Below are 23,958 nucleotides of genomic sequence, written 5' to 3'. Positions count from 1 at the left end.
TCCGATCGAGGTGAATGGTGAGGTGGAGGTCCGCGCCCGCGGTTTCGGCGAGCGACGCTGTTCTATCGCAGGTCGCAGGGGGTGGCGGTCATCGAAGGTTCACCGGAGCGCCCGGTGACCGGCCGATGAGCGGGCGATTACCCGCACGCACCGCCGGCGGACCTCTCGCCGGTGGCGGAGCGGTTCGAGAGCGGCCTGAGAGGGGGTCGCGCCAGACTGGTGTGGCGGTAGGCGAACGACGGTGGGGAGCACCACCCGCCCTCCGTTGAACCAGGACAGCATGAGGAGAACTTGCAGATGACTTCGGACAACCGCGCACCGGTGACAGTGATCGGTCTGGGGTCGATGGGCTCGGCGCTCGCGAAGTCCTTCGTGGCCGTGGGGCACCCGACCACCGTCTGGAACCGCACGCCCGAGAAGGCCGACGACCTGGTCGCCGCGGGCGCCGTCCGGGCCGCCACCGTGGCCGAGGCGGTGGCCGCGAGCGAGCTGGTCGTCGTGTGCGTGCTCGACTACCACGCGATGCGCGAGCTCTTCGACCCGCTCGGCGACGCGCTCTCGGGCCGCACCGTCGTCAACCTGACCTCCGGCACGCCGGACGAGGCCCGGGAGACGGCCGCGTGGGCCACCGAACGGGGCTTCGACTACGTCGACGGCGCGATCATGGCCATCCCCCCGATGATCGGATCGGAGGAGGCGCTGATCTTCTACGGCGGGCCGCGGGCGGTCTACGACGCCCACTCCGCGAGCCTGACCACGATCGCCGGCGCGGGCACCCACCTCGGCGAGGACGCGGGTCTGCCGTCGCTGTACGACGTGGCGCTGCTCGGCCTGATGTGGACCACCTGGGCGGGCTTCATGCACTCGTTGGCCCTGGTGAAGTCGGAGAACGTCTCCGCCGCGGCGTTCCTGCCCTACGCGCAGGCGTGGTTCGAGCACGTGATCTCGCCCGAGGTGCCCGGCATCGCGGGCCAGGTGGACGCGGGCGACTACCCGGACGAGGGCTCGGCGCTCGGCATGCAGGCCATCGCGATCGAGCACCTGGTGGACGCGAGTCGTGCCCAGGGCGTGGACGCCGCGCTGCCGGAGTTCCTCAAGCAGCGGGCGCAGGAGGCGATCAAGCGCGGGCACGCGGGCAGCGGGTTCGGCTCGCTGTTCGAGGTGCTGCGCAAGCCCGAGTAGCCGGCCACCGGCGCACGCCCACCCTCTCGACCAGAGCGTGCGCCGGCGGTCCGGCCGGGTCCACGCGGGTGAGCGGTCCTGCCGCGGCCTCCGTGAGCCGTCACCGTCCTCTGGTGCACGGTGATCCGCGACCGGCGCGCGCTGTCGGGCGGGTACCGGGCGGACGTGGGGCAGCGGTGGCGCCAGTAGGAATCGTGGGCGGGCGGCGCTGGACCGCGCGGACGGCGGCGTCGACCGGTTGCGGTCGGAGCCGCGGCCCCGCTCCCGGGCATCGTCGTGACGGCGTTCCCGCGCCCGGGGTCGCGAGCGGTGTTCCCGGTCGTGGCCCGATGAACGGCGCCCCGAGACCTCAGTCCCGGCGGTCGGTCAGGCTGTGCGCGGTGACGGGGTCGAGCGTGCGGCCGTGGGCGTGGTGGGTCTCGTACTCGTCGCCAAGCGCCACGCGCAACGCGCTCTCGATCCGGATCACGTCGGCGCGCTCGGCCACGGGCAGCGGTGCGCCGGCGGCCTCCCTGGCGGCGGACGCGGCGCCGAGCAGGGCAGCCGACTCGGCGTGCCGACCGGTCAGCATCAGCGCGCCCGCCAAACCCTCCAACGCCAGCGCCAGCGAACGGGGATCACCGGTGGCCTTCGCCACCGCGTACCCCTCTTGGTGCAGGGCCAGCGCCCCTGCCGCGTCACCGCGCTGCTCGGCCACGAAACCCAGCTCGGCCAGGATCAACGCCTCGCCGACGTCACCGTCCAGCTGGCGGCACCAGTCCAGCCAGCGCCGCAGGTGCGCTTCGGCCGCGTCCAACCGGCCCTCCCGGCGCGCGCCGAGCCCCAGCCCCACCTCGGCGAACTGCTCGCCGAACGTGAAGCTCTGCTCGGCGGCCAGCCGCATCGCCCGCTCGTGCAGCTCGCGGGCCTGCGCGTAGTCGCCCTCCAGCAGCGCGATCCGGGCCAGGCCGGACAGCTTGGTCGACACCTCCGACCACAACCCCAGCGTCTCGGCGATGCGGAGCCCTTCCCGGTGCACGCGCACCGCGTGGTCGTAGTCGCCGCGCACCTCGGCCAGCGACGCCAACGCGTCACCCGCCTGCAGCTGACCCCACCCGTCGCCGACGTCGCGGAACAGCGCCGCGCTCTCCTCGCCGTACTGCTGGGTCGCGGTCAGGTCGCCGCGCAGCACGGCTTGCGTCGCCAGCGCGGCCAACGCCGCGGCCGTGCCCCACCGGTCGCCCAACGCGCGGAACTCGTTCAACGCCCGGTCGATGTGCTTCTCGCTGCTGTCGTGGTCGCCGTACCCGATGCGGGCGAAACCGAGGAACCAGCGGGCCGTGGCCCGGCCCGTCGGGTCGGCGATCTCGTCGGCCAGCGCGTCGTAGTGCTCCAGCGGGTAGGTCGACTCGCCGGCGCGCAGGCTGAACCCCGCCTGCCACGCGAGCGCCTTGGCCCGCTCGGACGGGTCGGAGGGCCCCCCGATGGCCAACGCCGCCGCGAACGCCCGGGTCGCCTCGCCGAGCCGTCCGCGCAGGAACCAGTACCAGGCCAGCGCGTTGACCGTGCGCAACGCCAGGTCCGCCCGGCCCTGGTGGGCGGCGGTGTCCAGGGCGACCCGCAGGTTCGCCGCCTCGACGTCAGCCAGTTCGAGCCACCGGCGCTGGTCGGGGCCGCGCAGGTGCGCCATCACCCGGACCGCGAAGTCGGCGTGGTAGGCGGCGTGCCTGGCCCGCACCCGGTCGCCCTCCCCCGCCTCGCGCAGCCGCTCGGCGCAGTAGGCGGCCACCGACTCGGGCAGCCGGTACCGGCGCGTGCCGGCCACGTCCGACGCGCTGACCAGGCTGCGGTCCACCAGCCGTGCCACCAGGTCCAGCACCTCGTACTGCGCCACGCCGTCCCCGGCGCACACCTCCTCGGCCGCGGTCAACGGGCACCCGCCGCTGAACGCCGCCATCCGGCGCAGCGCCACGCGCTCGGGTTCGGTCAGCAGCTCCCAGCTCCAGTCGATCGCCGCGCGCAACGTCTGCTGCCGCGCCGGCGCGCCCCGCCTGCCCACCGTCAGCAGCGAGAACCGGTTCCGCAGGCGTGCCGCGACCTCGTGCACGCCCAGCGCCCGCACCCGCGTCGCGGCCAGCTCCAACGCGAACGGGATGCCGTCCAGCCGGCGGCAGATCGCGTGCACCGCGTCCACAGTGGACCCGTCCAGCACGAAGTCGGGCGCCGCCGCCGTCGCGCGCGCCACGAACAGCTCCACCGCCGTGGACACGCCCTGGCCGTCGGGCAGGGTCAGCGGCGGCACGGTCCACAGCCGCTCCCCCGCGATGCCCAGCGGCTCCTGGCTGGTGGCCAGGATGCGCACGCCTGGCGCGGCCATCAGCAGCATCTCGGCCACGTCCGCGACCCGTTCGACCACGTGCTCGCAGTTGTCCAGCACCAGCAGCAACTGCTTGGTGCGCAACGCCTCGGCCAGCCGCGTGGCCAGCGAGATCGGCGGCCCCGCGCCGGTCACCTCGTCCCGCACGCCCAGCACGGTCGCCACGACCTCCACCACGCCGTCGGGTGACTCCAGCGTGGCCAGCTCCACCAGCCACACGCCGTCCGGGTACCCCTCGGCCACCTCGGCCGCCGCGGCCAGCGCCAACCGGGTCTTGCCGACGCCGCCGATGCCGTTGAGCGTCACCAGCCGGCCGGCGTCCAGCAGCGCCCGCACCTGCCCGATCGCCGCGTCCCGGCCGATCAGCGGCGTCATCTGCGCGGGCAGGTTGGTCAACGGGCGTGCTGCCGTCGTGATCGGTGACGGCATGGGCGTGAGCTGGAGGTCCTGCTCCAGGATCTTCTGCCGCAGCGCGACCAGCTCGGCGCTCGGCTCCAACCCCAGCTCGCCGGCCAGCACCGAGCGCAGGACGTCGAAGCTCGCCAACGCCTCGCTCTGCCTGCCCGCGGCGTAGAGGGCGCGCATGTGCGCGGCGCGCAGCCGTTCACGCAGGGGATGGCGGGCGAGCAGGTCGCCCAGCTCGCCGACCAGCAGGCCGTGTTCCCCGAGGCCCAGCATCACCTCCGCCCGGTCCTCCAGCGCGGTGAGCCGCAGCTCCTCCAACCGCGCCACGACCGGCCGGGCGAACTCGGCGTCGGCGAAGTCCCCGAGCGCCGGGCCGCGCCACTGCGCCAGGGCGTCGCCGAGCAGCGCCGCCCTGGCCCGCAGGTCACCGGTCTCGTGCGAGGCGGCCAGCAGCGCGGCGAACCGGCGCGCGTCCACCGCGTCGGCGGGCACGTCCAGCAGGTAGCCCGGCGGGCGGGACACCACCAGTTCCCCCGCGCCCGGCTCGGCGTCCTCCAGCGCCCGGCGCAACTGCCACACCTTGGTGTGCAGCGCGCCCGCCAGGTTGTTCGGCGGCGAGTCGCCCCACAGCTCGTCGGCCAGGCGGTCGGCCGAGACCGCCTCGCCGTCGTGCGCCAGCAGGCACGCCAGGAGGGTGCGCGCCTTCACCCCCGGGACGGGGACGACGCAGTCGTCCTCCGTCCAGACGGTCAAGGGCCCCAGGATGCCGAAACGCACAAACCACACCATAACGGCAGCCGATCAAGGTCGCGTGTCACGGAGAGCGTGCTCACGAACACTCAGCGAGAGAGCCGAGAGGTCTCCGAGAGGTGATCGGGAGGGGCCTCGGCGACGGTGGTCACGTCAGGAAGAGGAGGGCGGAGATGACGGCGGGCGACCGTTCGCCTGTGACGGTGATCGGCCTCGGGCCGATGGGTTCGGCGCTCACCCGGGCGTTCGTGGACGCGGGTCACCGGACGACGGTTTGGCACCGCTTCCACCAACGTCCCGACGAGCCGGCGGCCAACGGCGCGATTCGCGCCGCGACGCTGGTGGAAGCCGTGTCGGCGAGTCCGCTGGTGGTCGTCCGCGTGGTCGACCACCGCGCGATGCGGGAGATCGTCAACTCGCTGGGCGACACCACCGGCCGGGTGGTCGTGAACCTCACCGCGGGCACCGCGGACGAGGCCCGTGACACCGCCTCCTGGGCGGCGTCACGGGGCATCGGCTACATCGACGGCGCGATCCTCACGTCCGCTGAAGAGCTGGGCGCGGACACCACCATGACCTTCTACGGAGGTCCGAAGGCGCTGTACCAGGAGCATGTGCCGACGTTGGCCGCGTTGGGCGGCACCTGGACCTACCTGGGCGATGACGTCGGGCTGCCCGCGCTGTACGAGATGGCGTTGCTCGGCGTGATGTGGAGTGCGTGGGCCGGTCTGCTCCACGGCCTCTCGCTGGTGTCGACCGAGCACCGGGCCGCCACCGACTTCCTGCCGCACGCCACGCGGTGGCTGCACCGGGTCGTGGCCTCCGTGCCGGAGCTGACCGCCGGCGTGGACCGCGGCGAGTACCCCGGCACGACGCTGGGCCACCAGGCGGTCGTGGTCGAGCGCCTGCTCGCCGCGAGCCGGGCGGGCGGGGTCGACGACGGCCTGCCGGGCTTCCTGCTGGCCCGGGTGGAGCAAGCGATCCGACGGGGCCACGCCGGTGACGGGTTCGCGAGCCTCATCGAGGTGCTGCGCGACCCGCACCCCGACTGACCACGCTGACCTGCCTGAGCTGGAAGGGGAAGGACATGGACCGCACCGAACGGGCCGGGGCCAAGGAGTGGCTCGGGCTCGCCGTGCTCGCGTTGCCGACCTTGCTGTTGTCGGTCGACGCGACGGTGCTCTACCTCGCGTTGCCGCACCTGGGCGCCGACCTGCGCCCGAGCGGCACGGAAACCCTGTGGATCATCGACGTGTACGGGTTCATGATCGCGGGATTCCTGATCACGATGGGCACGCTGGGCGACCGGATCGGCCGCCGCAAGCTGCTCATGATCGGCGCGCTGGCGTTCGGCGCGGCGTCGGTGGCCGCTGCCTACGCCACCGACCCGGCGCTGCTGATCGGCGCGCGGGCCCTGCTCGGCGTCGCGGGCGCGACCCTGATGCCCTCGACCCTGGCGCTGATCACCAACATGTTCCACGACCCCGGCCGGCGCGGGGTCGCGATCGGCGTGTGGGCGGCGTGCTTCTCGGCCGGTGTGGCGGCGGGACCGCTGATCGGCGGCGCGCTGCTGGAGCTGTTCTGGTGGGGCTCGGTGTTCCTGCTGGCGGTGCCGGTGATGGTGGTGCTGCTGGTGACCGCGCCGATCCTGCTGCCCGAGTCGCGCGACCCCGAGCCGGGCCGGCTGGACCTGGTGAGCGTGCTGCTGTCGCTGGCCGCGATCCTGCCGGTGATCTACGGGCTCAAGGTCGTCGCGGCGGACGGCTTCGGGTTGGGCGCGGTCGCGGCGGTCGTCGTCGGCCTCGTGTTCGCGGTGCTGTTCGTGCGGCGGCAGAAGTCGCTGCCGGACCCGCTGCTGGACGTGCGGCTCTTCGCGCGGCCCGCGTTCCTGGGCGCGTTGCTGGCTCTGCTCGTGGGGCTGGCGGTCGTCGGCGTGGTCTACATGTTCGTGACGCAGTACCTGCAGATGGTGGACGGCCGCTCGCCGCTCGCCGCCGGGCTGTGGCTGCTGCCGTCGGCCGTGGCGATGATCGTGTCGTCGATGGCGGCTCCCGCGCTGGCCAAGCGGTTCGCGGCGGGCAAGCTGGTCGCGGCGGCGCTGCTGGTGTCGGCGGTGGGCTACCTGCTGCTGGCGTTCGTGGACGGTCCGGGCGGCCTCGCGCTGGTGGTGTCCGGGCTGGTCGTGGTGTACCTGGGCATCGGGCCGATGATGGCGCTGGGCACCGACCTGGTGGTGGGCGCCGCGCCCGCCGAGCGGGCCGGGTCCGCGGCGGCGATGTCGGAGACGAGCATGGAGTTCGGCCTGGCACTGGGCGTCGCGGTGCTGGGCAGCGTGGGCACCGCGGTGTACCGGTCGGAGCTGCCCGAGGGCATGCCGGCCGACGCGGTGGAGTCGCTGGCCGGCGCGCTCGCCGTGGGCGGCGCGGACGTGGTCGAGGCGGCGAGGTCGGCGTTCACCTCCGGGTTGAACGTCGTCGGGTTGGTCAGCGCGGTGGCCACCGTGGCCATCGCCGTCGTGACGGCCGTGCTGGTGCGCGGGTCCTCCGCGCCCGACCACGAGCCCGTGGCGGAGACGAGCAACGCCTGACGTCCAGCTCGTCGTCAGGCGTGGTGGCCGGGGCGGGCACCCCCGCCCCGGCCGGTCCGACAACAGCTGGGGGAACGAAACCATGGAGTTCCGATTACTGGGTCCGCTGGAAGTGCTGCACGACGGGCGACCGATCTCGCTCGGCGGCATCAAGCAGCGCGCCACACTCGGTTTCCTGCTGCTCAAGGCGAACCAGGTGGTGCCGACCAGCCAGTTGCTGTCCGCGCTGTGGCCGGGTGAGGATCCGCCCACCTCGGCGCGGAAGATGTTGCAGAACGCGGTGTGGAGCCTGCGGGCCGCGCTGTCGGCGACCGACGGGCCGGGCGCGCCCCGGCTGTCCACCCAGGCGCCCGGGTACGTGCTGCAGGTCGACCAGGCGCGGGTGGACCTGTTCCGGTTCCACGAGCTCGCCGAACGGGGCCGAGCCGAGCACGGCCGGCCCGAGGTCGCGGCGAAGGTGCTGCGGGAGGCGTTGGCCACGTGGCGCGGCGCGGCGTTGGCCGATCTCGTGGAGAGCGGGATCTGCTGGCCCGAGCTGACCGTGGTGGAGAACGCCCGGCTCGACGCGATGGAGGACTACTTCGACGCCGAGCTGGCGTGCGGCAGGCACCAGTCCGTGCTGGGCGAGCTGGAGGCGGTGGTCGAGGCGGAACGGCTGCGCGAGCGGTCGTGCGGGCAGCTGATGCTGGCGCTGTACCGCTGCGGTCGGCACGCCGACGCCCTCGCCGTCTACAGCAGGCTGCGCACGTCCCTGGTGGACGACCTCGGCCTGGAACCGGGGCCCGCCCTGCAGAAGCTCCAGCACGCCATCCTCACGCACGACCCGTCGCTGGCACTGCCCGTCGAACGGGAGCGGGCCGTGGTCCGGCACCTGCGGCCGGTGGAGCCGATCCCGGCGCCCCGCACGTCGCCGGGCGCTCAACGGCGTCGCGTGACCGTGGCGTTGGTGCGGGTCCGGCCGCGCCGCTGCGCCACCGACGCCGACCCGGCCGTGCTGGACCACGCGCTGGCCGCGGCGACCGCGATGGCGCGCTCGGGCATCGAGGAACTGGGCGGCACGGTGGCCACGTCCATCGGCTCGGCGTCGCTCGCGGTGTTCGGCGGGCCGTACGCGCAGGGCGACGACGAGACGCGGGCCGTGCGGGCGGCCTTGGCGTTGCGGGACTGCTTCGCCGACGGGATGAGCCGCGACCTCGCCGTGCACATCGCGGTGGCGACCGGTGAGGCGTTGGTGCTGACCGAGCCGGACGCGCCGCCGACGGTCAACGGCGCGCTGGTGGACCACTGCCACCAGGTGCTGTCGTCCGTGCCCGAAGGCGCGGTGTGGATCTGCCGGCGGACCCGGGAGCTGACCGGGACGGCGTTCCACGGCACGGAGACACCCGACGGCGCGTGGGAGGTCACCGGTTGTCGTGGGCACGCCGACGAGCACGACAGCGAGCTGGCCGTGGTGCGCGGCCTGCTGGACCGGACCCTGCGCCGCGAGACGCCGCACCTGGTGACGGTGCTGGGTGAACCGGACGGGTTCCTGGACCGGTTCACCGGTGGGGTGGACGGCGCGCGGGTGCTGGACGGCCGGGTCGTGGACGGCGAGCCGCTGGGCGCGGTGGCCGACGTGCTGCGCGGCTGCTGCGGCGTGCGGCCGGAGGACGGGCCGGACACCGTGCGGGCGAGGTTGTCGTCGGCGGTGTGCGCGGCGGGTCGGGCCGAGGCGGACGTGCTGGCGACCCGGCTGCTGCCGCTGTTCGACCGGTCGGCGCCCGACGCCGGGGTCTTGCCGGCGTGGCGGCGGTTGCTGGAGCTGGTCGCCCGCGACCAGCCGCTGGTGGTGCTGCTGCGCGACGTGCACCTGGCGGGGGAGGAGGTGCTGGACGCGGTGGAGTGCCTGGCGGACTCCGACCACCCCGTGCCGCTGCTGGTGGTGGTGTCGGCGCGGCCCGTGCTGCTGGACCGACGGCCCAGTTGGGGCGGCGGCAAGCCGCACGCGGCGTCCATCACCCTGGACCCGCCGCGGGACGGCACGGTGGACCGGGTGCGCCGGGTCATGCTGTCCACCGCGGACCACGGCCCTTTCGGCGCGGGTGACACCGCCCCGTGGCCGCGGCGCGAACGGGAGAGCACGCCACTGACGCTCTGGCGACCGGACCGGCGTGCCGCGCACGTCATGGCGTTGGCGGGGTTGCCGGCGGGCGCGAACGGCGCCTGACCGGCCGGACCGGCCGCGCCAGCCGCCGCGCGCGCCCGGTCCGGCCCCCGGACCCGGGTCGTCGATCCCCCGGCACCGACGACCCGAGCCCTCCCGCGCGCGACCCGCCCGACCACGAGCCGCCGGACCGCTGCCACCGGTCAGCCGGCGGTCCCCCGACCAGCGGGCGCGCGGCCCGCCGATCGACCGCCCTCCGCCACCGGCTCGACGACCCACCCAGGAACCCGCCGGCCGAGCGCCACCCCGCCGAACCGGGCCGGCGCGGCCCAGTCCGCCCATTCCGTGACCGCCGCCGGCGCCGCACCCAGCGGTCCCAGCCCGACCAGGCGAACTCGTCGGCACGCAAGGCCTGCGCGCCCTCACCCGCGCCCGCGTCGAGCGCGCGCCCGGCCAAGGGCTCGACGTCGAACTGCTTCCGCACCCGTCAGGCCCTGCTGACCGGGGTCGTGGGCAGGCTCGCCGAACTCGACCTGGCCCAGGTCGACACCGCCTTCGCGCCCACGTCACCCGCCGAGCTGGTCGACGCGCTGTGCCAGGCGTTCGAGCACCTGACGGGCCCCGCCCGCACCGCCACCGCCGCCCGGTTGATCCTCTTCATGGAACCGGGCCACACCCCCGGCCTGCGGGAGGCGCCGTCCCGGGCGCGCGAGGCCATGGAGGCGATCGGTGTCGTCGCGCTCGCCCGGCTCGGCGCGCGCGACCCGCAGGGCGCCGCCACCGCGCTCGCGGCCTGCTTCGAGGGCCACCTCCTGCACCGCGTCGCCCGCCACGACGAGACCGACCCCGGCCCCACCTTCGAACGCCTGGTCGCCGCGGCACTGCCCGACGCGGACGTCCGTTAGCGCCGCCGCTGGTCACCCCTTCGGGTGGTCGGCCTCCCCGCCGCTCAACTCCCCCGCGCTGACCTGGTCGAATCACGGATCGTGACAGCGGAGGTGTTCGTCGGGCGCGACGCCGAACGGCAGGTGATGGCGGAGGTGCTGGATGCCGCCCGGCGCGGACGTCCGGCGGTCCTCCAGGTCGTCGGCGAGCCCGGCATCGGCAAGACCCGGCTGCTGGAGTCGTTCCACGTCATGGCCGCCGCGGCGGGGTTCGCGGTGGTGACGAGCCGGGGCGCGGAGTTCGACCGGGAAGTGCCCTGCGGCGCGCTGACCGAACTCCTGGAGGAACTGGCCGGCAAGCAGTTCGCGGCCCTCTCCCCCACCGACCGGGCCGCGCTCGACCCCGGCGACGACACCGGGGCCGTCGAGCGGCACCGCAGGCACCGCGTCGTGCGGGAGGCGCTGGAGTCGGCGACCCGCTTCCGCGGCGTGGTGGTGAGCCTGGACGACGCGCAGTGGGCCGACGCCGATTCCCTGGACTGCTGGGCGCACCTGGTGCGCCGGCCACCTCGCGGCCCGCTCGTCCTGGTGCTGGCCCACCGGGCCGTGCCGCTGCCGGTCAACCTCGACGCGTCGCTGTCGGACGCGCACCGCGCGGGCGTCGGGCATCGGCTGGAACTGGGGCCGCTGGACTTCGCGGACGCCGTGGAGCTGATCGGGCACGGTCGTGGGCCGTCGTGGCGGCGGGCGGTGTACGAGGTGAGCGGCGGCAACCCGTTGTACCTGGAGTCGTTGGTCGGGACCGCGCAACCGACCGCGGGCGCCGCACCCCTGCCGCCCACGATCCGCGCGGCGCTGCGGGCGGAACTGGACGTGCTCGACGAGGCGACGCGGGTCGTCGCCTGGGCGGCGGCCGTGGCGGGTGACCCGTTCGAGCCGGAGCTGACGGCCGAGATCGGCGGCCTGCCCGAGCAGGTCGTGCTCGACGCGCTGAACGCGTTGTGCCGGTGCGACCTCGTCCGCCCGGCAGGGCCCCGGCGGTTCCGGTTCCGTCACCCGTTGGTGCGGCAGGTCGTCTACGAGGCCGCGGCGCCGGGCTGGCGGCTCGGCGCGCACGAACGGGCGCTGGCCGTCCTCGACCGGCGCGGCAGCCCGCTCGCGATCCGGGCCCACCACGTCGAGCAGGCGGGGCGGTTCGGCGATCACGACGCCGTCGACACCTTGGTGGCAGCCGCGGCACAGGCGTCGGCCGGGTCGCCGGCGATCGCCGCCCACTGGCTGAGGGCCGCGTTGCGGCTGCTGCCCGCGAACGGGTCGACCCACGGGCTGACCGTGCGGCTCGCCGAAGCGCTCGTGCGCGCCGGGCGGCTGGACGAAGGCCGTGAGGTCGCCACGAGCGCGGTCCGCGAGCTGCGGACCGGACCGGTGGCCGACCGCGTCCGGGCGGTGGTGCCGGCGGCGACCGCCGCTCGCCTGCTCGGGCACCACGCCGCAGCACGCGAACTCCTCACCGACGAACTGGTCCGACTCGGCCCGGACGACCGCCGCGAAGCGGTGGCGCTGCGGCTGGAACTGGCCGCCACGTCACTCATGGCGGGCACGTTCGACGCGGACGGCGCGGCCCTGGTCGACCTGGTCGTGCGGGAGGCCGTCGACCTCGGTGACGGGCCCGTGATCGCCACCGCACGGGGCATGTCCGCCCTGGCGGCGTTCCTGACCGGTGACGAGGAGGCCATGGGCCGGTGCGCGGCCGAAGCCGCACGCGCGGTGGACGCCCTGACCGACGAGGCGCTGACCGACAGGGTGGACGCGCTGGTCTGGCTGGGGTGGGGCGAGCTGCACCACCAGCGGTGGGGCGAGGCGTTGCGGCACCTCGACCGCGGCCTCCGGCTGGCCAGGTGCACGGGCCAGGTGCACCTGCTCACCCACCTGCTGGCCGCCCGCGCGTGCGCGCTGCGCCGGCAGGGCCGGCTGACCGAGGCCCTGGATTGCGCCGAGGACGCGGTGGAGGCGGCGGTCCTCTCGGGCAGCGGCGAGCTGAGCGCCATGGCGCACGGCACGCGGTGCTGGATCGCGCTGCTCGTCGGCGACCTCGACCTCGCCACCCGGTCGGGGGCCGCCGCGGTCGCCGCCGGGCACGACGTCGGGTGGTGGCGCACGATCGCCCGGCTGCTCGACGGCATGGCGACGTTGGCGGCGGATCCCTCGGCGGACGTCGCCGACGCCGTCCTCGACGCGGGCGGTGGCCCGGCGCTGTCGCGGGTCGACCCGTTCAGCAAACCCCTGTGGTACGCGTTCCTGGCCGCGGCCGAACTCGCACACGGGCGCGTCGACCGGGCGAAGCGGTGGGCGGAGGAGGTCGGGGCGTTCGCGGCCGGCTTCCCCGTGCACCGCGCCGTCGCCCGCCTGACCGCCGCGCACGTCACCGACGACCCGGACCACGCGCTGGCGTTGGCCGAAGCAGCCGCGCTGGCGTTCGAGGAGTGCGGCGCACGCGTGGACGCCGCCGAGAGCCGGTTGTTGGCGGGTGCCCTGCTCGCCCGGTCGGGGCGCCGTGACGACGCGGTGGCGGCACTCCGCGGTGCGGCGGAGGAGTTCCTGGCCTGCGGCGCCCGCCGGCTGCACGCCCAGGCCGTCGCCGAGCTGCGCAAGCTCGGCAGGCGGCTCCCGTCGTTCGAGGCCGCCCGACGCCGGGGGCGGCAGGGGCTGACCGCGCGGGAGCTCGACGTCGCCAGGCTGCTCGCGACCGGCCGGACCAACCGCCAGATCGCCGACGAGCTGGTGATCAGCCTCAAGACGGTCGAGACGCACGTGACGCACGTGCTGGCCAAGCTCGGCGTGCTGAGCCGGACGGCGGCGGCCGTCGCGCTGCGCGACCTGGACTGACCGGAGCGCAACGTTCGGGGTGTCGGATCAGGGGTTGCCCCGATGCCGTCCGCCGCCGCCGTCGCCACGCTCGTCGAATCGCGCGGATCCGCAAAGGGGGGCCATGTCCGGGCGTCGTGCCTTCTCGGTGCTGCTCACCGCCGGCTTGCTGCTCGTCGCGGCGCCGGCGGCGGTGGCGGTGGCGGTGGCACAGCCGAAGGAAGTCGTCCGGGGCACGAGCTACGACTGGATCACCACGGGCACGTGGCACGTGCCCGAGACCTGCCGGGTGTACCTGGGCGAGCTCCCCGCCGGCAGCTGCCGCACCCGCGAGCCCGGGAAGGTGGCGCCCCTGGTCGTGTCGCTGACCGTCCCGCTGGACGCGCCGCTCGGCACGGCCACGGTCTGGTGCGACGGCTGCCTGCTGCCGTCGGCGTTCCGGCAGCCGTCCACCGGGGCCGAGTTGGCGACGGTCGAGGTGGTCGCGCCGGTCATGTCGCCGACCACGCCACTGTCGTCATCGTCATCGCCGTCGTTGTCCTCGTCGTCGTTGTCGTCGTCATCGCCATCGGTCCCGCGGTCGTCCTCGTCGCGGCCGCAGCCGTCTTCGCCTTCGTCGTCGGCGCTGGTGTCGGTGTCGGTGTCACCGACCTCGCCGTCCGGGGAGGCGGTGACCACGACCGCCGACGGCACCCCGGGACCCTCCACCAGCGACCCGGCCCCGCCGCCCGCGGTCGGGATGCCGCCGTCGGCGAGCACGGCGTTCTCCGGTCGCGACTGGCTGTTGCCCGCACTGCTGGCCGCGACCATCGGCATCTTCGTGCTGGCCCTGCTGCAGGCCCGCGGCCCGCCGCTGAGCGGCCCGCCCGGGGCGCGGCCGGTGCGCGTGTGGCTGGCCCCGGACCGGCCGGGACCGCGCCGCCCGTGGCCCGCGGACCAGCCGTTGCGACCGGGCCGCGCCTACGTCCTCTGGCTGGACATCGGCGCGCTGCACACCTCGGGACGAGGCCGGACGCCCCTGCGGGCGGCCGTGTTCGACCAGTCCGGCGCGCTGCGCGACCCGCCGACGCGCGACCTGCTCGTCGACCGGCAACCCGTGCCACCGCAGGCGTTCCGCTTCACCGCGCCCGACACCGGCACGCTGCGGCTGCGCTGCAACCTCTACCACCGGGGCGCGCTGCTGCAGTCGTTCCTGGTGGTGGCCGACGGCCGTGGCTGGTCGGCGGTGCGGGACTACGTGCGCAGCTTCAGCCTCGACCCGGCGGTCGTGGCCACCGGTCGCCCGCACGCGCTGAGCATCGTGGTCAACCACGACAGCCCGGACCAACACGGGCTCTACGTGCACTTCGGCGGCACCGGCGCGTCCGTCGCGACCCGGATCGCCGAGCGCACCGTGGCCCGCTTCCAGGAGGGCGCCCGCGCGATCTACCGGTCGATGAACGACGCCGGCTGGGACCGGCAGTTGCTGCCGGCGCTGCTCGGCGAGGCCGCCGTGCACGGACGTGACGTGTACGTGCGCTTCCAGACCGATGTGGACCTCGCCCTGGCCCGCACCAGGCAGCCCAGGGCGCCGTGGCGCGAGCTGCGGGCCACGGCGGCGCACGTGCAGGTCGTGCACCCCGACAGCAGCGACGAGTGGCTGCCCGCGGCGATGATCTACGACTTCCCGCTCGATCGGCTCGATCCCCACGAGTACCGGCTGTGCGAGGCGTACTTCGCCGACCTCGACGGCACGGACCCGCCCCGGTGCGCGCGAGGTGGGTGCGCGACCGGATCGCCCGACGTCGTCTGCCCGGCCGGGTTCTGGGGCTTCCGGTTCGCGATCGGCAACCCGATGACCTTCGACCCCCGCGTCCCGGTGCCCGACCACCCCGCGGCGCCGGTCGAGCCGCCCGTCGTGGTGCTCGGCCGGGCGGACGACCCGCAGTTCGTCGCCCAGCGCTCCCACCTGCGAGGACTGCGGCACGTCCTGCCGCACGTCCAGGTGATCGAGAGCAACCGCCGCGAGGCGTTCCTCCAGCACCTGCGCACCGTGGCGCCGAGCGTCATCTACCTGTACTGCCACGGTGGCGTGAACGACCGAGGCCTCGGCTACGTCGAGATCGGCGACGGCGAGTGGCTCACCGCGGCCGAGTTCGACGACGACTTCGGCGGGCGGTGGCAGTCGATGCCGCTGGTCCTGCTCAACGGTTGCAGCACCGTCGCGCCCGGCGCGGACCACGCGTTCCCGCTCACGCCGCGGCTGTTGTGGGCCGGCGCGGCGGGCGTCGTCGGCACGGAGGTCGACGTCCGGGAGGGCCTGGCCTGCCGGTTCGCCGACACCCTGCTGCCCGCGCTGCTCGGCGACGGCCACACCGTCGGGCAGGCGATGACGGCGGCGCGGCGCGCGGTCCTGCGTGACGGCAGCGCGTTGGGCCTGGCCTACACCGCCTTGGCGCCTGCCGACCTGAACCTGGTGCCGAGCCGGGAACGCGTGAGGGGACGACCATGACCATGGAGCTGTGGGGTGCGGCGGCGTTCGGCGCCGTGCTCGGCTGGAACCTGTACTTCGTCAACCGCTACCGGACCGACCGCGTGCGGCTGGCCGACCTCGGCGCGCTGGTCGCCGTCATCGGCGGCGGCGCGGTGCTCGCCCTGTTCCCCGCCGGCAGCCGCCTGTTCGGCGCGTACGGCATCGGCCTGCTCGTCGGGTTCGCCACCTACCTGCTGGTGCTGTTCACGCTGGTCGCGGTGTCGAAGAAGTTCACCGTCGACTGGTTCCTCGACGGGCGCAGGCTGCGCCTCGCCGAGGACGAGGAGAAGCTCCCGGACGCGCGGGACTCCGGCGTGGCCATGTCGCCGGCCCAGCGCCGCCGCCCCGGCTGACCACCGACCGGTCACGGACGTCGCCCGACCGTGGCGGCGACCGAGGTCACCGGCGACGGTCCGTCAGCACGGGCGACCCGACCGTATGACGGGTTTCACCGGCCCGGCTGACATTGGCCGTGACCAGGGCGTCGGGTCCCCGGACGCCGGCACGCTCGCCCGTGCGCCACACAGTCGGGCGGGGAAACGGGGGTAGGACATGCGGTCGAGGGTGCACAGGCATCTCGCTTCCGTGGTGCCGGAGCTCTTCGAGGACCGGGCGCCGGCCATGGCGGTCCTGTCGGTGGCCGGGCCGCTCGACGCGGAGGAGGAGCGCCCGGTCCTGCCGCCGGAGTTCAACTGGCGCGACTACACCGTCATGCTGCTGCACGTCGCGGCCGAGATCGAGCACTCGCTGATGGTGCAGTACCTCTTCGCCGCGTACTCGATGGGCGGACCACAGGTGCCCGCCGGGCTGCGCGACGACGTGCGCGGGTGGCAGGAGGTCGTCCTCGGCATCGCGAAGGAGGAGATGGGCCACCTAGTCACCGTGCAGAACCTGCTCACGGTGCTGGGCGGCCCGATCAACCTCGACCGCGAGGACTACCCGTGGGGCTCGGACTTCTACCCGTTCGCGTTCAACCTCCAACCGCTGACGGCCGACTCGCTCGCCAAGTACGTGGTCGCGGAGAGCCCGAGCACCTGGTCCGGCCCCGAGGCCACGGCCATCAAGGAGCGGGCCGCCAAGGCGTCGGGCGACTACGTCAACCGGGTCGGCGCGCTCTACGGGCGGGTCGACGCGATCCTGAAGAACAAGGACTTCCTCCCGGACGAGCTGTTCCGCGCGGACACGCTGCCGTACCAGGCGTCGTGGGACGAGTGGGGTCGCGGGTACACCCGCGGTGAGCGCGGGCAGGACTCCGGGAACGTGCCGGACGTCAAGTCGCCCGAACTGCTGGTCTTCGGCGTGTTCTCGCGGGACTCGGCGCGCGAGGCGCTGCACGAGATCGGCGAGCAGGGCGAGGCGCCGGACGCCGACGAGCAGGACGAGACGTCCCACTTCAACCGGTTCCTCGGCATCTACCGGGCGCTGACGGCGCTGCCCGAGGACCAGCAGGAACTGGTGTCCCGCCCGATCGCGCAGAACCCGGTGACCGCGCACCGGCTCAACGAGTCGGAGCCGGTCGGGTACGCCGCCGCCGAGGTGACGACCAACCCGATCACGAACCCGGTCACGGCGCTGTGGGGCCACCTGTTCAACCTCCGCTACCGGATGCTGCTCACCGACATCTCCCACGCGTTCCTGCTGTCGGGTCCGGTGGACAACGGCGGCGTGCTCACCGGGCGCGGCGCGCTGGTGCACCGGGCGTTCGCGGAGATGTACAACCTGCGCGCCCTGGCCGGACGCCTGGTGCAGCTGCCCCTGGAGGAGGACGTGCCGGGCGGCCTGCTGGCCGGGCCGCCGTTCGAGATGCCGTACAGCCTCGAACTGCCACACCACGACCACGACCGCTGGCTGTTGCAACGGGACCTCGTGCAGGCGTCCCAGCTGCTCACCGACCAGCTGCGCAGCACCGACCCGGCCGGCGCGGAAGACCCCTACCTGGTGGCGCTGCGCGAGTCCGACCGGCGGGCGCTGGCGCAGATCGAACACATCCTCAGCCGCAAGGGGTGCACGCGATGACGACGATCCGGGAACTGCGCGTCCTGCCCCCGCTGGCCGTCGCACGGCTCGGCGGGGCCGCCGAGCCGATGGACAACTACACCGCCGAGACCGACCCGGCCGAGCCGCTGGGGCCACGACGGCTGCGCCCCGCGCCGACGTTCCGCGTCGACCCCGGCTCCGGCGCGATCACCGCCGCCGACACCCCCGCGGTGCTCCGGTTCACCGACGGGCACGGCAAGGTCCGGCCGGTCGCGCCGTTCCTCGAGGTCTGGGCGCTCACCGGGGACGACGTGCTCCAGCCCCTGACCGTCGACCTGTTGCAGGACAACGACCTCACGCCCGAGGACGTGCGGTGGCGCGTCCAGGTCGGCAACCACAAGATCCAACGCCGCACCTACGACGACAACGACCGGATCGACGCCGACACCGAGTGGTTCAGCGACCACGTCTCGCACGAGCTGATGGGCCTGTGCGGCAACTTCCTCGACGACAGGTTCCTGCCGCTGGGCCACGCCCGCTACCTCAAGCCGACGCCGGAGTTCCCCGGCATCCGGTTGCGCTTCACGCCCGCCGCCGGCCACGTCTACGGCTCCGCGTACACCGACCGCCCCACCGACCCGGACCCGAACGTCGTCGACTTCCTCTACGACGCCACCAGGGGCAAGTGGCGCGGCCACGCCGACCAGCCGGGCGACCCGCGGCTGACGATCCCGGCGCAGATCTACGCCGGCGACGACGGCCCGGACGGCGCCTGGGTCAGCCGGGGCTACCTGGACGACGAGTGCGACGGCCTGGTCCACGTCGCGCTCGAGGTGTCGGGCCGGGAGCTGACCGCGTTCGGCCGCATCGGCGCGGGCCCGCCCGCGTACGCGCCGGACGTCATCCCGATCCGCACGGTCGCCGACGAGCTCGACCAGGCGTTGCACGGCCCGGCCGCGACCGATCGGGACACCCTGGAGCAGGCCCGCGCCGTGGCCGAGGAAGTGCTCCGCCGCGCCACGGAGACGGTGCGGCTGATGAACACCGAGGTGATGAACGGCAACACCGTGGACGGCCGGGTCGACGCCGCCAGCACCATGGTGCGGCAGGACACGGCCGACACCGGCCGGCTCTTCGAGCCGATCATGGCGCCGTCCCTGGTGGACTCCGCCGCGGTCCTGGCGCTGCACCAGAACGTGCTCGCCGCCCTGCGCAGCGGCACCGCGCCGTGGTTCGCCGACGTGCTGCGCGACCACGACGAGGTCGGCGACCTCACCGCCAAGGGCAGGCGCAAGATGCCGGCGCTCATGCGCGGCGCGGACGGCCGGTCGCTGGCCCTCACCCGCCGCCAGGTGGACCTCGTCCGCCTGGCCGCCCGGCAGGCGATCTTCCGGCAGGCAGGCGAAGAGACCGGAGGACCGCGATGAGCGACGACCGGATCGACCCGATGAACCTCACCGCGCAGCTGCACTACAACGCCGCGGGCAACCCGCCGAGCACGTTGCCGAACTCGGCGATCTCGAACGCGTTCCCCGGCCTGGAGTTCGACATCCGCAACATCTGGCGCAGGCTCCTGGTCGGCATCGAGCTGCACGAGTCCGACAACTACGTCGTGGCCGCCGACCCCGAGCACGAGCGCCTGGTCGGCCGCCGCCTGCTGTCCGTCGGCGACCACGACGTCATCGGCGCCCTCGTCGGCCCGACCCGTCCCGGCAGCGGGTCGTCCCGGCTGACCTCGGCGGACAACCCCGACGGCGTGACGATGCTGGAGTGGTCCAACTCCCTGGCCGACGTGCTGGCCGACCACGTCGGGCGGACCGTGCCGTGCCTGTTCACCAGCGGCCCGGCGCCGAAGCCGGTCGGCAAGCCGCCGAGCCTGCCCGACCCGCGCTTCGAGGTGGTGCACCTGCAAGTCAGGGGGCTGTTCGCGGAGAGCGCGGCGACCGGTGGCAACCTGGCCGTGATCGCCGAGGAGATGGCCGGACCCGGCGACCTGACCCGCGGCCTGTGCTCGCCCTGGCAGAACGACTACCGCGAGTGCGCCTGCTACTACTGGGCCGCCAGCCGACCGGACTACGTCAACGTCGAGGACACCGACGCGGGCACCAGCACCGGCAACCACTGGTTCGCCAAGGACCGCGAGCCCCGCGAGTACGTGCTCGACAGCCGCGACGACTCCCGGCTGGTCAGCTACGACGACCTGTTCCGGGACTGGCAGGGCGAGCTGCGGTTCATCGTGGGCGGCGACGACGCGCCCGAACACCGCGACGACGACCCGGAGGCCCGATGACCGCGAGCCGGCTGTTCGAGGCGTCCGCCCCCGTCCACCCCGACGTCCACCTGCTCCGCACCGACGCGGGGCCACGCGTGCTCATCGCCGACGGCAGCCGCCTGTTCGGCGTCGGCCAGGCCCTCTACGACCGGATCGACGCCGCCCGCCGTGATCCCGACGCACGGGTGATGGACGCGCTCCTGGCCGACCTCGGCCTCGACGCGCCGCGCCAGGTCGACGACCTCGCGCCCGACCCGCCGCCGGTGCGGGCGCTGTCGCTGGCCGTCGCCCAGAAGTGCAACCTCGGCTGCACCTACTGCTACGCCCAGCAGGGCGACTTCGGCGGTCCGGCCAAGAACATGCCGGAGGCGACCGCGTTCGCCGCCGTGGACACCCTGTTCCGCGACGCCGCTCCCGGCGAACGCGTCAACCTCGCGTTCCTCGGCGGCGAGCCGATGATCAACCGACCGGTCGTGCGTTCCGCGACCGAGCACGCCGTCGCGGTGTCGCGGCGGACCGGGATCCCGGTCACGTTCTCCATCACCACCAACGGCACGCTGCTCACGCCTGAGGACGGCGAGTTCTTCGAGGCGCACGGCTTCGCGGTCACGGTCAGCCTCGACGGCGTCGGCGCGCGGCACGACCTGCTGCGACCGCACCGCGACGGGCGCGGCAGCTACCGGCGCGTCATGGACCGGGTCGCGCCCCTGCTGGCGGCGCAACGCCGGATGCAGGTCTCGGCGCGCGTCACGGTCACGCCGCTCAACCTCGACCTGCCGCGCACGCTGGAGGAGTTCACCGCCGCCGGCTTCCACGGCGTCGGCTTCTCACCCATGCTCAGCTCGCCCACCGGGCACGGCGAGATGGCGTCGCGGGACCTTCAGGTGATGCTGGAGCAGATGACCGCGTGCGGCGAGGAGTTCGTCCGCCGGGTGCTCGCCGGGCAGCGCTACCCGTTCACCAACCTGGTCACCGCGCTGCGCGAGATCCACCGCGGCACGCACCGGCCCTACCCGTGCGGCGCGGGCGCGGGTTACCTGGGCGTGTCGGCCGACGGGGACCTGGCGGCGTGCCACCGGTTCGTCGGCGACGAGGACGGCGCGATGGGCGACCTGACCACCGGCGTGGACGACGCCAAGCGCGCCCGGTGGTTGACCGACCGCCACGTGCACCGGCAGGAACCGTGCAACGGCTGCTGGGCCAGGTACCTGTGCGGCGGCGGCTGCCACCACGAGGTGATCCGCCGCGGCCGGCCGGCGTGCGACTACATCCGGGGCTGGCTGCACCACTGCCTGTCGGTCTACAGCCGCCTGCTCGCGGCCCGCCCCGACTACTTCGCCGGATGACGGCCTGGGACGTCTGCGTGGTCGGCGGCGGCCCGGCCGGCTCGGTGTGCGCCCTGCGGCTGGCCCGCCTCGGCCACCGCGTCGTGCTGCTGGAACGCCGTCCGTTCCCCCGCCCGCACGTGGGCGAGGCGCTGTCGCCCGGCGTCCGGCCGTTGCTCGACGTCCTCGGCCTGCCCGACGCCTTGGACGGTTCCCTGCCCTCCCAGGGCACCCTCGCCCGCTGGGAGGACACGACCACGCGGCTGGTCGCGCCCGATCCCCGTGCGGTCACCGTCGACCGGGGGCGGTTCGACCACGCCCTCCTCGCCGCCGCACGCGCCGCCGGTGCGTCCGTCCGGCAACCCTCCCGCGCCGGACGGCCCCGCCGCGCCGCGGCCGGCTGGGACGTCCCGCTGCGCCACGACGTGCTGCGAGCCCGGTTCCTGGTGGACGCCAGTGGACGCCACCGCGTCTCCGGCGGCACGACCACCGCCACCGGCTCCCGGACCCTCGCCCTGCACGCCGCCTGGCCGGGCGCCGGCCCGACCCGGATCGGCACGGGGCCGCAGGCGTGGTGCTGGGGCGCGCCCCTGCCCGACGGCGCGTTCCGCGCGATGGCGTTCGTCGACCCCGACCTGCTGCGCCGGCACGCCTTCGACGTGGCACGCCTCTACCACCACCTGCTCGACACCACGGGCCTGTTCGCCGATCGCCCGCGCGTCCGGGAAGTGGCGGTGTGCGACGCCACCGCGTACCGCGACGACGACCCCGTCACCGAGGACTGCGTCAAGGTCGGCGAAGCCGCCTTCACCCTCGACCCGCTGACGTCGTCAGGTGTGGACAGCGCGCTGCACAGCGCCATGGCCGCCGCCGTCACCGTGCACACGATCCTCACCGACGGCGACCGCGCCGCCGCCCTCGCCTTCTACCGCGACAGCCGCGACCGGACCGCGGCCCGCCACGCCACCTGGACCGCCGCCCACTACGACCGCCACCAGCCCCACCGCGACGAACCGTTCTGGCGTCGGCGAGCCGCGCCACCACCCGCCGCCCGGCCGCCCCGCCAGCTCACCCCCGACGACCTGCACCGACCCGTGCGCCTGTCCGCCGACGCCGTCGTCGTGCCGACTCCGTGCCCGGTCGGCGACATCGTCACCATGCGCCGCGCCCTCACCCACCCCGCGCTGTCCTCGCCGGTCGCCCACGTCGCCGACACCGAACTCGCCCCGCTGCTCGACTACCTGGACCGCGCCCGCTCCCTGGCCGACCTGCTGCGCGCCTGGTCCGCCCACCTGCCACCGCACCGGGCCGAGGAGACGGCGAAGTGGCTGTTCGACCAGGGCCTGCTGGTGATGGCATGAATTCCGTCATTCGCTCCATCACTCCTCCCCGCCAGTGCTAGGCATGTGACACACGCCGTCCGGGCGTGGTCACAAGGGGGAATTGTGATGGTAAGCAGAAGAACCGCGCTCCAGATACCGGCCATAGCGGCCCTGACGATGGCGTCACTGACCGCCACCGCACCCGCCCAAGCCGACCCGAGCGCGCAGCACATCCCGGGGGACGTCCACCTGGTCAGGACCCTCAGGGGCGGCGAAGTGGCCCACACGATCCGACGTGGCGACGGGTCGTGGTACCCGTTCAACGCCATCCCGGGCGCGCCGCGTGCGCACTACTCGAACAACCTGGTGTCGGCCATCGTCGGCGCCGAAGAGCACGTGATGCACAACTGGTACTACGGGGTGGGGCCGTACTACCAGGAGTACCGGTACGTCATCCGGCACGCCGACGGTTCCTGGACCGAGGAGGCCCCCGTCGCCGACGGGCCGACCAGCGACGTCGACCTCGCGGCCGTCGCGGGTGAGTTGCACCGCGTGCAGAGGGGCGGGGACACCGGCACGGCCCTGACCCACCGGGTTCGGCACGCCGACGGCACGTGGACGCCCTGGACCGCCATCCCGGCCCAGGTCGACTACGACAGCGATTTCGCGATCGCGGGCGCCGGCGGCGACCTGCGCCTGCTCACCCTCAACCCGCCGGCGAACGGCGTGTTGTCGTCCTTCGTCCGGCACGCCGACGGCACGTGGCAGCAGGGTCCGGACGTGCCGTTCGCCCCGCCGTCCGGTGCGACGGCCGAGGCGGTCGACATCGCGCAGGTCGGCACGGAACTGCACGCCATCGTGGTCGGCAGCGACGGCGGGCTGTACCACGCCGCGCTCCGGTCGACCGGCTGGACCCGGTTCCACGAGGTCGCGTCGCAGACCGGCGCGCCGGGAGGGACCGTCAGCCAGTTCTCGATCACCGCATCGCGCGGCGTGCTGCACGTCGCGATCGTCACCAGCGAGAGCAGGCTGCTGCACACGGTCCGGTCCGGGGACGGCCGCTGGCAGCTGTTCGGCGACGTCGACGAGGCCACCACGCTGGCAGTCGCCTGGACCGGTCTGAGCATCGCGGGCAGCTGACCGCGGGGTGGGTCGGTCACTCGCGCCGCCGCGCGGGGCGAGTGACCGACCCACCCCGTCATCCGTCGAGCAGGGCCTTGGCGTCCAACCGACCCCGGCCGGCTGCCCAGGGGTTCCAGACCCGGCCCCGTGCCCTGGATCGTCACGTACTTCCCGCTGGGGCAGGCAGGCGGACGGCCGGACGCGACGGCCTGCTCCACCGGATCGACCGCGCTGTCGATCACCGCCGGCGGAGCGC

15 protein-coding genes are annotated in these 23,958 nt (G+C 74.3%); 14 read left to right on the top strand and 1 reads right to left on the bottom strand.

The features are described from left to right. Window positions 1-297: 297 nt before the first annotated feature. A complete protein-coding gene (locus tag AB0H12_RS24575) occupies window positions 298-1,182 on the top strand; it encodes an NAD(P)-dependent oxidoreductase (RefSeq protein WP_499625590.1) in 885 nt (294 codons plus the stop codon). Between the two features lie 349 nt (window positions 1,183-1,531). Here AB0H12_RS24575 and AB0H12_RS24570 read toward each other — a convergent pair whose 3' ends face one another. Next, window positions 1,532-4,696: an AfsR/SARP family transcriptional regulator gene (locus tag AB0H12_RS24570; RefSeq protein WP_499625588.1), complete on the bottom strand. Its 3,165-nt coding sequence runs from the start codon at window positions 4,694-4,696 to the stop codon at window positions 1,532-1,534. Window positions 4,697-4,890: 194 nt separating this feature from the next. Here AB0H12_RS24570 and AB0H12_RS24565 point away from each other — a divergent pair, with 194 nt between their 5' ends. The 13 genes from AB0H12_RS24565 to AB0H12_RS24505 all read left to right on the top strand — a co-directional run bounded on the left by AB0H12_RS24565 (window position 4,891) and on the right by AB0H12_RS24505 (window position 23,720). Beyond that, window positions 4,891-5,745 (top strand): NAD(P)-dependent oxidoreductase, encoded by an 855-nt coding sequence (locus tag AB0H12_RS24565; protein ID WP_499625586.1) that lies wholly within the window; start codon window positions 4,891-4,893, stop codon window positions 5,743-5,745. A gap of 35 nt (window positions 5,746-5,780) precedes the next feature. Beyond that, window positions 5,781-7,280 (top strand): MFS transporter, encoded by a 1,500-nt coding sequence (locus AB0H12_RS24560; protein WP_499625584.1) that lies wholly within the window; start codon window positions 5,781-5,783, stop codon window positions 7,278-7,280. 82 nt (window positions 7,281-7,362) lie between these two features. Beyond that, window positions 7,363-9,486, top strand: a complete 2,124-nt coding sequence (locus AB0H12_RS24555) for an ATP-binding protein (RefSeq protein ID WP_499625582.1) — start codon at window positions 7,363-7,365, stop codon at window positions 9,484-9,486. Between the two features lie 446 nt (window positions 9,487-9,932). Beyond that, window positions 9,933-10,328 carry a hypothetical protein gene (locus tag AB0H12_RS24550; RefSeq protein WP_499625580.1) on the top strand — a complete coding sequence of 132 codons (396 nt, stop codon included), beginning with the start codon at window positions 9,933-9,935 and terminating at the stop codon, window positions 10,326-10,328. 81 nt (window positions 10,329-10,409) lie between these two features. After that, window positions 10,410-13,193 carry a helix-turn-helix transcriptional regulator gene (locus AB0H12_RS24545; protein ID WP_499625578.1) on the top strand — a complete coding sequence of 928 codons (2,784 nt, stop codon included), beginning with the start codon at window positions 10,410-10,412 and terminating at the stop codon, window positions 13,191-13,193. 103 nt (window positions 13,194-13,296) lie between these two features. Next, window positions 13,297-15,663, top strand: a complete 2,367-nt coding sequence (locus tag AB0H12_RS24540; RefSeq protein WP_499625576.1) for a CHAT domain-containing protein — start codon at window positions 13,297-13,299, stop codon at window positions 15,661-15,663. After that, window positions 15,660-16,037: a hypothetical protein gene (locus AB0H12_RS24535; RefSeq protein WP_499625574.1), complete on the top strand. Its 378-nt coding sequence runs from the start codon at window positions 15,660-15,662 to the stop codon at window positions 16,035-16,037. The genes AB0H12_RS24540 and AB0H12_RS24535 overlap by 4 nt, the downstream gene beginning before the upstream one ends. Window positions 16,038-16,272: 235 nt before the next feature. Further along, a complete protein-coding gene (locus tag AB0H12_RS24530; RefSeq protein WP_499625572.1) occupies window positions 16,273-17,700 on the top strand; it encodes a ferritin-like domain-containing protein in 1,428 nt (475 codons plus the stop codon). After that, window positions 17,697-19,088 carry a hypothetical protein gene (locus AB0H12_RS24525; RefSeq protein WP_499625571.1) on the top strand — a complete coding sequence of 464 codons (1,392 nt, stop codon included), beginning with the start codon at window positions 17,697-17,699 and terminating at the stop codon, window positions 19,086-19,088. The genes AB0H12_RS24530 and AB0H12_RS24525 overlap by 4 nt, the downstream gene beginning before the upstream one ends. Beyond that, complete coding sequence (locus tag AB0H12_RS24520) at window positions 19,085-19,951, top strand: hypothetical protein (RefSeq protein ID WP_499625569.1); 867 nt, start codon at window positions 19,085-19,087, stop codon at window positions 19,949-19,951. Before AB0H12_RS24525 ends, AB0H12_RS24520 begins: the two co-directional genes overlap by 4 nt. After that, window positions 19,948-21,279, top strand: coding sequence for an SPASM domain-containing protein (locus AB0H12_RS24515; protein ID WP_499625567.1), 1,332 nt, complete (start codon window positions 19,948-19,950; stop codon window positions 21,277-21,279). The genes AB0H12_RS24520 and AB0H12_RS24515 overlap by 4 nt, the downstream gene beginning before the upstream one ends. Next, the gene (gene qhpG, locus AB0H12_RS24510) at window positions 21,276-22,619 is read left to right on the top strand and encodes a flavin-dependent monooxygenase QhpG (RefSeq protein WP_499625566.1); all 1,344 of its coding nucleotides are present in this window, start codon (window positions 21,276-21,278) and stop codon (window positions 22,617-22,619) included. The genes AB0H12_RS24515 and qhpG overlap by 4 nt, the downstream gene beginning before the upstream one ends. An 87-nt stretch (window positions 22,620-22,706) precedes the next feature. Further along, window positions 22,707-23,720, top strand: coding sequence for a hypothetical protein (locus AB0H12_RS24505; protein ID WP_499625564.1), 1,014 nt, complete (start codon window positions 22,707-22,709; stop codon window positions 23,718-23,720). Window positions 23,721-23,958: the final 238 nt, after the last annotated feature.

The sequence above is a fragment of the Actinosynnema sp. NPDC023794 genome (assembly GCF_040639675.1).
Classification (GTDB): Bacteria; Actinomycetota; Actinomycetes; order Mycobacteriales; family Pseudonocardiaceae; genus Actinosynnema; species Actinosynnema luteola.
This window is presented reverse-complemented; position numbering and strand designations above follow the sequence as displayed.

Bases quoted from the DNA above. Each gene is read 5' to 3' on its own strand.
- AB0H12_RS24575 (WP_499625590.1), top strand. From the start codon at position 298: ATGACTTCGGACAACCGCGCACCGGTGACAGTGATCGGTCTGGGGTCG.
- AB0H12_RS24560 (WP_499625584.1), top strand. From the start codon at position 5,781: ATGGACCGCACCGAACGGGCCGGGGCCAAGGAGTGGCTCGGGCTCGCC.
- AB0H12_RS24555 (WP_499625582.1), top strand. From the start codon at position 7,363: ATGGAGTTCCGATTACTGGGTCCGCTGGAAGTGCTGCACGACGGGCGA.
- AB0H12_RS24540 (WP_499625576.1), top strand. From the start codon at position 13,297: ATGTCCGGGCGTCGTGCCTTCTCGGTGCTGCTCACCGCCGGCTTGCTG.
- AB0H12_RS24535 (WP_499625574.1), top strand. From the start codon at position 15,660: ATGACCATGGAGCTGTGGGGTGCGGCGGCGTTCGGCGCCGTGCTCGGC.
- AB0H12_RS24525 (WP_499625571.1), top strand. From the start codon at position 17,697: ATGACGACGATCCGGGAACTGCGCGTCCTGCCCCCGCTGGCCGTCGCA.
- AB0H12_RS24520 (WP_499625569.1), top strand. From the start codon at position 19,085: ATGAGCGACGACCGGATCGACCCGATGAACCTCACCGCGCAGCTGCAC.
- AB0H12_RS24515 (WP_499625567.1), top strand. From the start codon at position 19,948: ATGACCGCGAGCCGGCTGTTCGAGGCGTCCGCCCCCGTCCACCCCGAC.
- qhpG (WP_499625566.1), top strand. From the start codon at position 21,276: ATGACGGCCTGGGACGTCTGCGTGGTCGGCGGCGGCCCGGCCGGCTCG.
- AB0H12_RS24505 (WP_499625564.1), top strand. From the start codon at position 22,707: ATGGTAAGCAGAAGAACCGCGCTCCAGATACCGGCCATAGCGGCCCTG.